Here is a 12,996-nt window from a genome sequence, read left to right on the forward strand (position 1 = left end):
GGTTGCGCGGGACCTTCACGCGCGTCGAGACGGCAGCGATGGCCTATACGGGGCAGATTTCAGTGCGACAGCGAATGGCGGCGGGCAGCGGCGCGCTGCTTGCCGTGGCCGCGATCGGCCTGGGTTTCGCCGCCGGGCTCGATCTCGACGTCGTTCGCAAGGCCGGCGAGACGATCTCCGCGATCGCGATTCCGGCGCCTGAGCCGCCGCGCGTCGAACCGGTGCCGCAAAAGGTCGCCGCTGAAACGCAGAGCGGCAAGGCCTCCGCTGCAAACCGCCATGCCAAGGCCGCCGCCATCGTCGCGCCGAAACCGGTAATCCCGCCGCCGGTGTCGCCGCCGATCGCGACGGCGACAAGGAGCGGCACCGGAAACGACGCTTCGGCAGGCGCCGCGCCGAACCCCGGCCCGGGATCGGGCGCCGGCGGGCAAGGTGACGGCACGGGCGCGGGCGGCACGGGGAGCGGAACCGGCGGCGGCACCAGGCCGGTCTGGCGCAGCGGCACGATCCGCGACCGCGATTATCCGAAATCGGCCAGCCGCGCGAAAACGGGCGGCGAGGTCGAGACGCGCTTCACCATCCTCCCGACCGGACGCGTATCGGGATGCCGCGTCACCCGGTCGAGCGGCGACGCATCGCTCGATGCGACGACGTGCCGCCTGATCGAAGACCGCTTTCGCTTCAAACCCGCCACCAACGGCGCCGGCGATCCAGTCGCCAGCCTGTATGGCTGGCGGCAAAGCTGGTGGCTCGAAACGCGACGCTGAGCCTGCCTTCCCCTACGTCCGCTTATATCTGCGGCTGGCAATGCGGCAAATTGCGACAATATCGCGAACGATTATCAATATCTGTTGACAGTGAGAACGACTCTCAATAGCGGCCTGCCCGTCCATAACAAAGGGGGTAACAGCCGTGAAAAATACGACGTCCGCCACATTCCTGGCGCTCTCCTGCGTCGGCAGCCTGATGAGCACGACCGCGCTGGCGGCCAATCTCGATGCCGAAACGTCGACCGATCAGCAAAGCGAACGCGAACGCCGCGAGGAGCGCGAGCAGATCGTCGTCACCGGGGACCATTATCAGACGCAGCAGGAATCGCCGAAATCGACGCGTTCGGTACGCGACACGCCGCAGACGGTCACCGTCATCACCGGCGAGACGATCGAGCAGCAGAACCTCCTTACCCTCCGCGACATGCTGTCGACGGTGCCCGGTATCACCTTCGGCGCCGCCGAAGGCGGTTCGCCCCCGGCCGACTCGATCAACTTCCGCGGCTATTCGGCGGGCAGCGACATCACGCAGGACGGCGTCCGCGACAGCGCGGCCTACAGCCGCTCCGACTCGTTCAACCTCGAACAGCTTGAAATCGTCAACGGCGCCAACTCGGTACAGAGCGGCGCCGGTTCGGTCGGCGGTTCGATCAACATCGTCACCAAGCGCCCGCTCGACGACACCCGCGTCATCGTGACCGGCGGCGTCGGCACCGACGATTATTACCGCGGCACCGTCGACGCCAATGTCCGTGTCAACGACCTGATCGCGGTCCGCCTCAACGCGATGGCGCACAAGAATGACGTTCCCGGCCGCGACGTCGAAAATTACGAGCGCTGGGGCGTTGCGCCGTCGATCAGCATCGGCATGTCGGGCCCAACCAAGCTGACGCTGCAATATCTGCACCAGGAAGACGACAATATCCCGCAATATGGCGTGCCCTATTATAACGGCATCATTCCGGGCGCCCACCGCAGCGACTATTTCGGCTATCGCAACGTCGATACGCAGGAGATCACGGTCGATCAGGCAACGGCGATCTTCGAGCATGAACTCAGCGACAACTGGTCGGTCCGCAACCTCGCGCGCTGGCAGCAGGTCAGCCAGTTGACCATCGTCGGCCCGCCGCAGGGCACCTATTGCCTCGCGAGCGGCGTGACGCCGACCGGCGGCGCCTGCACCGTCGATCTCGATACGCGCACCGGCCCTGGCCAAGTCTACAACATCACGATTCCGGCCGGCTATTATTACATCACCGGTCCGCGCGGCACCTATCGCGACAGCAAGAACGAACTGATGTACGATCAGATCGATTTCCGCGGCGTATTCAACACCGGTGCGATCGAACATACGATGGTTATCGGCGCGTCGGCGATGTGGGAAAAATATTCGCTGAACAGCGGCAGCGCCTATCGCAACGCCGACGGCAGCAATCCCTTTGCCTTCAACCCCGCCGCGCCCGATCCGACGGCGCATTTCCCTTATGTCAACATCGCCAATCCCAACGAGATCGTGATCGGCCCCAACCTGCCGGGTGCGACCTATGGCAGCAACGTCTACACCGGCCCCGTCAATCTGACCCAGACCGGCCGCCAGATCGGCGAAGTGAACAACTATGCCGTCTACCTGTTCGACGCGATGAAGCTCGGCAAGTTCGAACTCAACGGCGGTGTCCGCTATGAAAAGAGCAGCGGGTCGAACCGCAACGGTCTCGGCACCGTGATTCCGACCGAATATAGCGACAACCTCTTCTCCTACCGCATCGGTGCCGTTTACAAGCCGATCGAGGCCGTCACCCTCTACGCCGCCTTCGGCAACTCGAAGACGCCGTCGCAATCGTCGGTGAACGGCGCCTGCTCGGACGCGGTGGCCAACGGCAATTGCAACGTCAAACCCGAAGGCGCCAAAAATTACGAGATCGGCGTCAAGGCCGAGGTCGCGGGCGGCAAACTGCTGCTGAGCGCCGCCGCTTTCCGCAACGAGCGCGACAGCTACCGCGTCAATTCGGGCGATCCGCTGCTTCCCGACCAGGTCCTCGAAGGTCATTCGCGCGTCGATGGCCTTGCGTTGAGCGCGGTCGGGCAAATCCTGCCCGGCTGGTCGGTTACCGCCAACTACACCTATCTGAAGAGCAAGGTGATCCAGTCGGTGTCCGATTTCTGCCTCGCCAATCCGGGCCAGGGCAGCTGCACGAACTCACCCGCGTTTCCCGACGTGGTCGCGGGTGCGCTGTTGCAGAACACGCCGAAGCATTCGGGCAGCCTCTTCACCACCTACGAACTGCCGTTCGGCCTGAAGGTCGGTTATGGTGTGACCTATCAGGGCAAGTTCGCGTTCAACCTGCCGACGGCGACCGTCCCGGCGATCAGCTATTCCGACGATTATTGGGTTCACAACGCCTATCTGGCCTATGATTTCAACGATCGCATTTCGGCGCAGCTCAACGTGAAGAATTTCACCGACAAGCTCTACTACACCCGCATCCGCAACAATGGCTGGGCAACCCCCGGCGATGCGCGGTCGGCGGTGCTGACGCTCTCCGTCGGCTTCTGACCTACGGTGGCGGGGGCGGTTCGATACCGCTCCCGCCATTGATCCGCACCCCAACCTATGGCAGCGCGAAGCGGTAGTGCCGAAGGGACATCCCGCCCATGCTGATCGCCATTCCCGACCTTCTGTCCGCGGACGAATTGTCCGACGTCCGGATGATCATCGACGCTGCCGGCTGGATCGACGGCAATGCGACATCGGGACCGCAATCGGCGCTCGCCAAACGCAACGAACAATTGCCCGAAGATAGCGACGCCTCCAAACAGGCCGGGCGCCTCATTCTCGAAGCGCTGGGCCGCTCGCCGCTGTTCGTCGCATCGTCGCTCCCGCTCAAAATCTACCCGCCGCTGTTCAACAGCTATGGCGAGGGACAGGAGTTCGATACCCACGTCGACAACGCGATCCGCATCAAGCGCGGCGTCGATTTTCGTATCCGCAGCGACCTGTCGGTCACCGTCTTTCTCGAAGCGCCCGAAAATTACGACGGCGGCGACTTGCTGATCGAGGATCATTATGGCGTGCAGCGGGTCAAGCTTCCCGCCGGCCATGCCGTGGTCTACCCCTCGTCAAGCCTGCACCGCGTGACCCCGATCACCCGCGGGCGCCGCGTCGCCTCCTTCTTCTGGCTGCAATCGATGATCCGCGATGCCGAGGCGCGGCGCACCCTGTTCGACCTCGACCGCGCTATCCAGCGGCTGACCGGCGATCTTGGCGGCAAGGACCGTTCGGTGATCGAACTCACCGGCGTCTATCACAACCTATTGCGGCGCTGGGCAGACAGCTAAGCCAGCATCTCACGCCACGCGCGCGACAGATATTCGGCGTCGCCCGCCAGCACGCACGCGGCGAGGTCCCGCTCGTCGGCCAGCGCAATGGCGGCTTCCGGCCCCGGCACGGTCAGCGCGGTCGCCCAGCCGTCCGCCATCATGCAACTGCGGTGCACCACCGTCACCGACGACACGTCATGCGCGATCGGCCGCCGCGTGCGCGGATCGAAGCTGTGCGAATAATATCGGCCGCCGTCCGCAAATCCGCGGCGATAATTGCCCGACGTCGCGACGGAGAGGTCGTGAAGCGCGATGCGATAGGGTGCCACCGGCGATGCGGGCGGCAGCTCCAGGTCGACCCACCATGGCTGCCCGTCGGGGCGGATCCCCTCCCCGCGCAATTCGCCGCCGACCTCGATCAGAAAATGGCGGACACCGGCGGCGAGCAGCCATTCGGCGGCCAGGTCGACGCCATAGCCCTTGGCGATCCCCGACAGGTCGAGCGCCGCGCCGTCACCGCGCCGGATACGCCCGGTCGAAGCATCAAAATCGATTCCGCCGGCAGCGGGAGGAGCCGCCGGTTCGCCCGGCACCCGATCGACCGGCCCCGCGCTGCCAAAGCCCCAGCACTCGGTCAGCGCGCCGAGGCCCGGATCGAAAGCGCCGCCGCTCGCCTCGGCGATATCCAGCGCCGCCCCGACCACCTGCGCCAACCCGGCAGGAATGGTATGCCACGCCCCCGCAGCCGCGCGATTGAAGCGCGACAGGTCCGATGCCGGCTCCCACTGGCTCATCTGCGCGACGACCGTGTCGAGCGCCTCCTGAACGCCCTCAGCCACCCCCGCGGGCGGCGCCACCGCCTGCAGCGACCAGCTCGTCCCCATACTCTCACCGGCACAGGTCAGGATATTCGCCCCCGGATCGCGCCCGGCGAAAGCCGCCGGCGTCAGCGCCCGGGGGATCAATATGCGGTCGGTCAGGGCGCCATCACTTCCAGCGTCGTGACATAGCTCGCGCGGCGCTGCGGCGCTGCGGGGGCGGCTTCGGGCGCGCCCTCGCCTTCGGGCCGCTCGCTCCGCGGGGTCGTGACGTTGACCCAATACATGCCGGCTTCGGGCCAGGTCACCTCGACCTTGCCCTCGGCATCGGTCTTGAGGTCGATCTGGCCAAGCTGATCGCGATAGCGGATCCCGCCGGGAATGATCGTCACCGGGAGGCCCGCAGTCGGTTTGCCGTCGAGCAGGAACTGGAACGTCGCCGCCTCCCCCGAAATCAGGTCGTTGGGATGGGTGACCGGAACCAGCTCGATCCCCTTGCCCGTCGGCTTGAACAGCGTCGTCGTCGGCTCACCGACGGTCACGAAAATCTCGTTGCGATTATTCGATTCGGCCGTTTGCACGTTCGTCGCGCCGGCGGGAATCTTTTCCGCGAGATTGGCGGTCGTCGTCCCGCGCGGCAGGCGTTCGGTCTTGCCGTTCAGATCATAGCTGCCCATCAAGCCGTCGGACACCGACGCGATGCGCCACGTGCCCTTCTGCGTCAGATGCACGTCGAAGGTGCTGCGATACCGGCCGGTCGCCTTATTCTCGATCGCCGCTTCGGTGCCGTCGGGCGCCCAGGCCTTCAGCGCGTCGAGCCGCATCGGCTGATGCTCGAAATAGAACAGGTCGTTCGACACCGCGGCATCGACCGTCACCCACACATCGTCGCCCGACAGCACGGTCGACGACGGCATCATCCACTGGCGATGCGCGCTCGCCGGAACCGCGGCGAGCGCCACCAACGCAGCAGTCGCCGCGAAACCCCAAAATCGCTTGTTCATTCCCTGTCCTTTCAGATTAGCGGAAGGAGACCGAAACGGCCCCGAGTTCGCTTGCCCCCGCGGCGCGCCCGCCTGCACCGGCCTTGGCCGGCCAGGTAAAGGGAATGCGCAGCAATTCACGGCCGCCCACCTCACGCGCCGCCTCGATCACCAGCGTGTACTGGCCGGGCGTCTGCACGCCGAGCTGCGCGCGCGTGAACGAGATTTTGTGCGTACCCGGCGCGCGCGTCGCGCCGGTGATCCCGTTGGCGGGAAAGCTCATCGTGCGTCCCGATGCGCGCCACCACTGGCGAACATCGCGCAGCCATTTGGTGCCCTCGTTCGCCTTCATGTCATGGTCGTACCAGACCGCGACGGTCTTCGCCTTGGCGCCCGCCTTCTCGACCCAAAAGGCCACATAGGGTTTGTGATATTCGGCGACCTTCAGCCGCGGGATCGCGACGGTAACGTCCATCGTTCCCGGATCGGCGGCGAGTGCGGGCACGGCCAGCGTCGCGCCGGCACCAAAGGACAGGACGATACGATAGGGCAGTTGCACGGCGACAATCTCCTAGTGGATGAAAATGATGGCGATCGCGGCGGGAATCGCAATCCCGGCCCCGACGAGCGGCCAGGTGCTCTTCCGCTTGGCGGAATGAAGTTGCAGCAGGAACAACCCGGTGATCGCAAAGACCAGGCAGGCGCCCGCGAAGATATCGATGAACAGGCTCCATTCACCGCCCGAATTGCGGCCCTTGTGGAGGTCGTTGAGATAGGAGATCCAGCCGCGGCTGGTGACCTCGCTTGTCACCGCGCCGCTCGCCCGGTCGATCGCCACCCACGCGTCGCCGCCGGGACGCGGCGCGGGCAGATACACCTCTTCGGCCGACCATTCCGCCTCCGCCGACGCCCGCACCGGGAAATGATCCTCGACCCATGCTGCCACGGGTTTCGGCAGCCCCGCCTTGCCGTCGGCGTGCCCTGCCGATGCCAGTTGACGCAGCAAGGCCGGCGGCAATTGCCCACCCTTCTCGGTCACGACGGGCGTTCCCTCGATGTCGGCGGCATGATTGAGGGTGAAGCCGGTAATCGCGAACAGCAGCAAGCCGATCAGGCTGATGGCCGAACTCATCCAGTGCCACATATGGAGCTGTTTCAGCCAAAAGGCTTTCCGGCTCTTCTTGGTCGCCGGGCGCGAGGATGTGGGTGCGTGCATCGATGATTTCTGAACGGAAAGGATGACCGGCCATTATCGAGAACGATTCTCAATTACAATAATATTCGGGACATTTCCTTCGCGCACAGCCGATTCTTTCCCCTGGCGTCAGGACCCGTTAATTCCGCCGGGCGGATCATCATTGCCGCGTCGCGTCAAACGGTGCTCAGCAACAGGCTCGTCTCGCTGTTCTCGACCCCGTCGATCATCCGCACTTCGCGCAGCACGCGGTCGAAGTCCGACAGATTCTGGGCGCGGATATCGGCGACAAGGTCCCAACTCCCGTTGGTCGTATGCAACGAGCGGATTTCGGTAATGCCGCGAAGCTTGAGAATGACCTGCGTCGTCGACTTTCCGGTGACCTCGATGAGCATGACCGCACGCACGGTCCGGTCGTCATAATCCTCGCGAACACGGACCGTGAAGCCCAGCAGCGCACCCGTTTCCAGCAAACGGTCGAGCCTGTTCTGCACGGTACCGCGTGCGACACCCAAGGCATCGGCCAGCTTCGACAGCGACGCACGCCCATCGGCGCGAAGATGCGCGATGATACGGCGATCAAGATCATCAGGGATATATTTGGCGCTTCCCATGGCGAGCCCCTGTGAACGATATTGCCGGTTTGAACAAACCGGCTAGCAGATATGCTAGGTTTCATACAATATATAAGACCGGATTGCGATTTCGGTAGACAGGAGAGAAGCGTAAAATCGGACCACAGTCCATAAGGAAGAGGATCCGCCATGCCGCCTGTCGCCTCCGAGCTCGCGTATATTCCGTTCGTCAGCGTCGAAAATATGATGCGCCTCGTCCATCATTTCGGGATCGAAACCATCCTCGATGAACTGACCGACGCGGTCGAGGCGGATTATCGGCGGTGGGACCGCTTCGAAAAGGCTCCCCGCCTCGCCTCGCACTCGAAAGAGGGGGTGATCGAACTGATGCCGACTTCCGACGGCGAAGCCTTCAGTTTCAAATATGTGAATGGCCATCCGAGCAACACCGCAAAGGGGTTCCAGACCGTCGCGGCCTTCGGCCTCCTCGCGCGCGTCGACACCGGCTATCCGCTGATGCTCACCGAAATGACGCTGCTGACCGCGCTGCGGACCGCCGCGACCTCGGCGATGGCGGCACGACAACTGGCGCCGGAAGGCGCGCGGGTCATGGCGATGATCGGCAATGGCGCCCAGGCCGAATTTCAGGCGCTTGCGATGAAGGCGGTCGTCGGGATCGAGGAAGTGCGCCTTTACGACATCGATCCCGAAGCGATCGCAAAGACAGCGCGCAACCTCGCCGGCAGCGGCCTTCGCATCGTCACCTGTTCGGCCTCGCAAGATGCGATCGAGGGCGCACACATCATCACGACCTGCACCGCCGACAAGGCCTATGCCACGATCCTGACCGACAATATGGTCGGCGCCGGCGTCCATATCAACGCGATCGGCGGCGATTGCCCGGGCAAGACCGAACTCCACAGGGACATATTGGCGCGCGCCCGGACCTTCGTCGAATTCGAGCCGCAAACGCGGATCGAAGGCGAAATCCAGCAGATGGACGAAAGCTATCCCGTGACCGAATTCTGGCGGGTGCTGCAGGGTGACGCCGAAGGACGCGAGGACGTGCGCCAGATCACCCTGTTCGACAGCGTCGGCTTCGCGATCGAGGATTTCTCCGCCCTTCGCTACGTCTATGCCAAGCTGCAAGGCACCGACTTCTTTCAACAGATCGACATCTTGGCCGACCCCGACGATCCCCGCGACCTTTACGGCATGCTTCAGCGCGCGGCCGCCTGACCCTCCATCGCTGCCCGGCCAAGCGGGCCCGCCGCCGCCCGCCGGCTGCGGCCGCGATCAGCGGGCTGCAGCCCCTCTTCCCACATCTTCTTCGCCGGAAATTTGATGGCGACGAGGAGGCGCGCGCGCGCCCACCGCGCTCCTTCGAATCACTCGAATCATCGGCAAGCCCCGGAAGTCCCCGGACTTCCGGGCCGCTCGCAAATTCGAAGGGATAGTTAAGTGGCGGAGACGGAGGGATTCGAACCCTCGGTACCGGATTTACCAGTACGACGGTTTAGCAAACCGTTGGTTTCAGCCACTCACCCACGTCTCCGCATGGCCCGCCGCGCTAACGGCAGTCTGGCTTAGGCGGGTCGCTATAGCCATGGCTTTCGCGCCTCGCAACGCCAAACATTGCCCTTTTTTTACCCGTTCTGCACGACTCGCAGATGAAATGATTCGGCCTGGCGCAAAATCGACTCAAGTCATCGCCCATTCATTGCCCCTGATTCAAAGAGCGAGTCATGGTTAACCCGCATGGCGCCGCGCCGCGCCAACCGATTGGGGGACAATATGCGTAACAAATTCGCCGCCTTTGCCGTCACGGCCTTCGCCGCGATCGGACTGGCCGCATCGCCGATCCCGGCGATGGCGCAGATGACGCAGGTCGATCCGAACACCGCGATCGATTCGGACCTCGACAATCCGAATCCGGCGCCGCCATCCTCATCCGACACCCCGGCGGGCGACTACAATTCGTCCGGCAGCGACATCAACAGCGATCTCGCCACCGGCGACGAACAGACCGCCGTCGCCCCCGACACCGTCCCGACCGTCGGCACCGATCCCGAAACGGCGGCGGCGAATGCCAAGCCGGGCACCACCTACAAGAAGGACGATCTGATCGGCGCGGCCGAAGGCGTGTTCGGCAAGGGCGCCCAGGGCCTCGCCAGCATGATCGAGGACATATTGAAGAAGCAGGGCGAACCCAACGCTTACATCGTCGGCCGCGAAGCCAGCGGCGCGCTGGTCCTCGGCGTCCGCTACGGCTCGGGCACGCTTTACCACAAGGTGGAGGGCGAGCGCCCCGCCTATTGGACCGGGCCGTCGATCGGTTTCGACGCGGGCGCCAACGCCGGCAATACCTTCGTCCTCGTCTATAATCTGTTCGACAGCGAAGACCTCTACAAGCGCTTCCCCGCAGGCGAAGGCGCGGCCTATCTGATCGGCGGCTTCAATGCCTCCTATCTCCGCCGCGGCGACATCGTGCTGATCCCGATCCGCGTCGGCGTCGGCGCGCGCCTCGGCGCCAATGTCGGTTATATGAAGTTTCGCAAGAAGCAGAGCTGGGTGCCGTTCTGAGGCCGCAAAGCTAGCCAAGGGGGCGAAGCCCGCGCTTCGGCGCGGGCTTTTTCTTTGGTGATTGCGCCGGTTGCAAACGCAAAGCACGGATGCCCGCTTTGGGGTGGTGAGCGCACGTTCGCTAACCATCCATAACCGTCGCCCCCGCGAAGGCGGGGGCCGCTGGCAACCTTGCGCTCGGCCGATTGCGGCCCCCGCCTTCGCGGGGGCGACGGTTATTTGGCTAGCGTCCGCAATCGGCCGCTTCTTGCCGTTGCCTCCGCTCCTCGTCATCCCGGGCTTGACCCGGGATCCCGCTTTTTTGAGGGCAGCGACAGCTTTCGACTTCAAGCGGGACCCCGGATCAAGTCCGGGGTGGCGGTGAATGGCATGGCCGCTCCCAGCCGAAACCGGACATTCGAATTTGCCCGCGCCGCCCTGCGACGAAAATCCATTCCCGCTGCAACCCGCCAAGCAGAGGCCTGCCCGGCGGGTTACAATCTTGCGTCAGTTCACGGGATCAGCCGCCGGCGCAGCTTCGGTTGCCGGCGCGGCCGGCGCGGCATCGGCCGCAGGTTCGGCGGCAGCCAGCGTCGGCATCAGCACGCCATTAAGAACGTGGATCATGCCGTTCGACTGCGCGACATCGGCCTGGGTCACATAGCCCGAGCTGCCCTGCGTCCCGTCGACCTTGATGTTGCCCTGCACTTCGGTGAAGGTCAGCGGCTCGCCTTCGACCGTGGTCAGCGTCGTCTTGCCGCCGCCCGCCTTGATCTTGGCATACAGGTCGGTCGAGGTAATGCGGCCGGGGACGACGTGATATTTCAGCACCTGCGCCAGATGATCCTTGTTGAGCGGATCCATCAGATAGGCGGTCATCGGCGGCGGCACCGCGGAAAAGGCCTGATCGGTAGGCGCGAAGACGGTGAACGGCCCGGCGGCGCTCAGCGTGTCGGCCAGGCCGGCGGCGGTGATCGCCTGCACCAGCGTCTTGTGCTCGGGCGAGCTCGTCGCATTCTGGACGATATTCCAGCCATCCTGCATCGCGCCGGCGGCAGCATCGGCCTCGGCGGCGGTCGCTTCGCCTTCATCGGCGGCGCGCGCCTGGGCGGCAGGAACCGCCATCGCGGCGGCGGTCAGGGCAAATAGGGGAACAGCGAAAAACTTCGCACGCAGCATCATTACTCTCCGGTTGTTGATAAGTTCAGGGTTTGCAGACCCTGAACCATCCTAACCGGACGAAGTTCCAAGAAAAGGCCAAATTTGGCCATTTTCAGATAGAAATACTATCCCAGCAACCGCTCGTTGACGACCTTGCCGCCCTGCGTCAGGCGCACGGCGTTGCCGATTTCCTCGTCGAGCACGGGCTTGCCCTGCTCCTTGTCCCAGAAGGCCGACAGGAAGTTGAACAGGTTGCGGCTGAACAGCGCACTGGTGTCGGCGGGCATCAGCGCCGCGATATTGCTCGCGCCGATCACGGTGACGCCATGGATGCGCTTTGCTTCGCCCGACACCGATCCTTCGACATTGCCGCCGCTTTCGGCCGCCATGTCGACGATCACGCTGCCGGCGCGCATCGTCGCGAGCTGGGCGTCGCTGATCAGCCGCGGCGCCGGCCGCCCCGGGATCAGCGCGGTGGTGATGACGATGTCCTGCTTGGCGATGTGCGATGAGACCAGTTCGGCCTGCGCCGCCTTATATTCGTCCGACATTTCGGTGGCATAGCCGCCCGTGCCCTCGCCCTCGATCCCCGCGACACTCTCGACGAAGATCGGCTTGGCGCCGAGTGACATGATCTGTTCCTTGGTCGCGGCGCGTACGTCGGTCGCGCTGACCTGCGCACCCAGGCGCCGCGCGGTCGCGATCGCCTGAAGGCCCGCAACCCCGACGCCCATCACGAACGCCTTCGCGGCGCTGACCGTGCCCGCGGCGGTCATCATCATCGGAAAGGCGCGGCCATAGGCGTTTGCCGCCATCAGCACCGCCTTGTAGCCGGCGAGGTTCGCCTGGCTCGACAATATGTCCATCGACTGCGCGCGCGTGATGCGCGGCATGAATTCCATCGCGAGGGTTTCGAGGCCCAGCTTGGCATATTCGTCGACCCGCGCGCGCTCTCCGAACGGGTTGAGCCCGGCGGCGAGCCAGGCGCCGTCGGCGAAGCCCTTCAGCCCCGCGGGATCGGGGCCCTGGATGCCGAGGATGATGTTCGCCCCCTTCAGCACCGATGCGCGGTCGCCGACCGTCGCACCCGCGGCGGCATAATCGGCATCGGCGATCGAGGCCTGCTCGCCCGCTCCCGCTTCGACGGCCAGTTCAGCGCCCAGCCCGATGAATTTCTTCACCGTTTCGGGGGTTGCAGCGACGCGGGTCTCGCCGGCGGCGAGCTCCTTCAGCACAGCGATGCGCATCGCGGAGGCCGGTCAGGAAGCGAGCAGGAGAACGACGAAGATCGTCACGACCGCCGTAATAACCGACCCAACCTTCAGCAGATTGAGGAAACCCGCATAGGTTTCGTTCGCCGCCTTCATTTCCTGCTGTGCCATCGCTGTTCCCCTTATCTGTGTCAGCTTCGCCACGCGCATCGGCGCGGTGCAGAATCGGAATTTCGCGCTAGCCTTAGCCACGCTGTCCGATATGCTCAAGTGGGGCTTTGGCCGAAAAAAGCGGGATTCAGGCCCTCAGCAAAAGCGGAATGGCCTTAATCGCCCTTTTACCCCTGTCCGGTAAAGCGGTTCGCTATCGCGGAACTATGGCATAAGATGCCGATAAAGGGGC

General features: G+C 64.3%; 13 protein-coding genes and 1 tRNA gene. 5 read left to right on the plus strand and 9 right to left on the minus strand.

Annotated elements, in window-relative coordinates:
• Positions 1-2 precede the first annotated feature (2 nt).
• From FHR22_RS08530 to FHR22_RS08540, 3 genes are all read left to right on the plus strand, one after another.
• A complete protein-coding gene (locus tag FHR22_RS08530; protein WP_243853621.1) occupies positions 3-767 on the plus strand; it encodes an energy transducer TonB in 765 nt (254 codons plus the stop codon).
• 145 nt (positions 768-912) lie between these two features.
• Complete coding sequence (locus FHR22_RS08535; protein WP_341786584.1) at positions 913-3,324, plus strand: TonB-dependent receptor; 2,412 nt, start codon at positions 913-915, stop codon at positions 3,322-3,324.
• 98 nt (positions 3,325-3,422) lie between these two features.
• Positions 3,423-4,106, plus strand: coding sequence for a Fe2+-dependent dioxygenase (locus FHR22_RS08540; protein ID WP_166941135.1), 684 nt, complete (start codon positions 3,423-3,425; stop codon positions 4,104-4,106).
• On the opposite strand, the gene FHR22_RS08545 is transcribed toward FHR22_RS08540, so the two are convergent.
• The 5 genes from FHR22_RS08545 to FHR22_RS08565 all read right to left on the minus strand — a co-directional run bounded on the left by FHR22_RS08545 (position 4,103) and on the right by FHR22_RS08565 (position 7,698).
• A complete protein-coding gene (locus FHR22_RS08545) occupies positions 4,103-5,053 on the minus strand; it encodes an FAD:protein FMN transferase (RefSeq protein ID WP_208417594.1) in 951 nt (316 codons plus the stop codon). The genes FHR22_RS08540 and FHR22_RS08545 overlap by 4 nt on opposite strands.
• 11 nt (positions 5,054-5,064) lie before the next feature.
• A complete protein-coding gene (locus tag FHR22_RS08550; protein ID WP_166941137.1) occupies positions 5,065-5,910 on the minus strand; it encodes a DUF4198 domain-containing protein in 846 nt (281 codons plus the stop codon).
• Between the two features lie 16 nt (positions 5,911-5,926).
• A complete protein-coding gene (locus FHR22_RS08555; RefSeq protein ID WP_341786585.1) occupies positions 5,927-6,448 on the minus strand; it encodes a DUF2271 domain-containing protein in 522 nt (173 codons plus the stop codon).
• Between the two features lie 12 nt (positions 6,449-6,460).
• Positions 6,461-7,105 (minus strand): PepSY-associated TM helix domain-containing protein, encoded by a 645-nt coding sequence (locus tag FHR22_RS08560; RefSeq protein ID WP_166941139.1) that lies wholly within the window; start codon positions 7,103-7,105, stop codon positions 6,461-6,463.
• Positions 7,106-7,260: 155 nt separating this feature from the next.
• The gene (locus FHR22_RS08565; RefSeq protein WP_166941141.1) at positions 7,261-7,698 is read right to left on the minus strand and encodes an Lrp/AsnC family transcriptional regulator; all 438 of its coding nucleotides are present in this window, start codon (positions 7,696-7,698) and stop codon (positions 7,261-7,263) included.
• A gap of 150 nt (positions 7,699-7,848) precedes the next feature.
• Between FHR22_RS08565 and FHR22_RS08570 the strand changes: the two genes are divergently transcribed.
• Positions 7,849-8,898 (plus strand): ornithine cyclodeaminase, encoded by a 1,050-nt coding sequence (locus FHR22_RS08570; RefSeq protein ID WP_166941143.1) that lies wholly within the window; start codon positions 7,849-7,851, stop codon positions 8,896-8,898.
• Positions 8,899-9,121: 223 nt separating this feature from the next.
• Here the strand turns inward: FHR22_RS08570 and FHR22_RS08575 are convergent.
• Positions 9,122-9,214 (minus strand) — tRNA-Ser (locus tag FHR22_RS08575).
• Between the two features lie 239 nt (positions 9,215-9,453).
• On the opposite strand from FHR22_RS08575, the gene FHR22_RS08580 reads away from it, so the two are divergent.
• Positions 9,454-10,242 (plus strand): DUF1134 domain-containing protein, encoded by a 789-nt coding sequence (locus FHR22_RS08580; RefSeq protein ID WP_166941145.1) that lies wholly within the window; start codon positions 9,454-9,456, stop codon positions 10,240-10,242.
• A gap of 486 nt (positions 10,243-10,728) precedes the next feature.
• Here FHR22_RS08580 and FHR22_RS08585 read toward each other — a convergent pair whose 3' ends face one another.
• From FHR22_RS08585 to FHR22_RS08595, 3 genes are all read right to left on the minus strand, one after another.
• Positions 10,729-11,400 carry a fasciclin domain-containing protein gene (locus FHR22_RS08585; RefSeq protein WP_166941147.1) on the minus strand — a complete coding sequence of 224 codons (672 nt, stop codon included), beginning with the start codon at positions 11,398-11,400 and terminating at the stop codon, positions 10,729-10,731.
• Positions 11,401-11,507: 107 nt separating this feature from the next.
• On the minus strand, positions 11,508-12,629 hold the full coding sequence (locus FHR22_RS08590; protein ID WP_166941148.1) for an NAD(P) transhydrogenase subunit alpha: 1,122 nt from the start codon (positions 12,627-12,629) through the stop codon (positions 11,508-11,510).
• A gap of 12 nt (positions 12,630-12,641) precedes the next feature.
• The gene (locus FHR22_RS08595) at positions 12,642-12,764 is read right to left on the minus strand and encodes an aa3-type cytochrome c oxidase subunit IV (protein ID WP_166941149.1); all 123 of its coding nucleotides are present in this window, start codon (positions 12,762-12,764) and stop codon (positions 12,642-12,644) included.
• Positions 12,765-12,996 lie beyond the last annotated feature (232 nt).

The sequence above is a fragment of the Sphingopyxis panaciterrae genome, from assembly GCF_011762125.1.
Taxonomy (GTDB): Bacteria; Pseudomonadota; Alphaproteobacteria; order Sphingomonadales; family Sphingomonadaceae; genus Sphingopyxis; species Sphingopyxis panaciterrae.

Coding starts and splice junctions, on each gene's coding strand:
- FHR22_RS08595 (WP_166941149.1), bottom strand. CDS start 12,764: ATGGCACAGCAGGAAATGAAGGCGGCGAACGAAACCTATGCGGGTTTC.
- FHR22_RS08570 (WP_166941143.1), top strand. CDS start 7,849: ATGCCGCCTGTCGCCTCCGAGCTCGCGTATATTCCGTTCGTCAGCGTC.
- FHR22_RS08585 (WP_166941147.1), bottom strand. CDS start 11,400: ATGCTGCGTGCGAAGTTTTTCGCTGTTCCCCTATTTGCCCTGACCGCC.
- FHR22_RS08540 (WP_166941135.1), top strand. CDS start 3,423: ATGCTGATCGCCATTCCCGACCTTCTGTCCGCGGACGAATTGTCCGAC.
- FHR22_RS08550 (WP_166941137.1), bottom strand. CDS start 5,910: ATGAACAAGCGATTTTGGGGTTTCGCGGCGACTGCTGCGTTGGTGGCG.
- FHR22_RS08580 (WP_166941145.1), top strand. CDS start 9,454: ATGCGTAACAAATTCGCCGCCTTTGCCGTCACGGCCTTCGCCGCGATC.
- FHR22_RS08565 (WP_166941141.1), bottom strand. CDS start 7,698: ATGGGAAGCGCCAAATATATCCCTGATGATCTTGATCGCCGTATCATC.
- FHR22_RS08560 (WP_166941139.1), bottom strand. CDS start 7,105: ATGCACGCACCCACATCCTCGCGCCCGGCGACCAAGAAGAGCCGGAAA.
- FHR22_RS08590 (WP_166941148.1), bottom strand. CDS start 12,629: ATGCGCATCGCTGTGCTGAAGGAGCTCGCCGCCGGCGAGACCCGCGTC.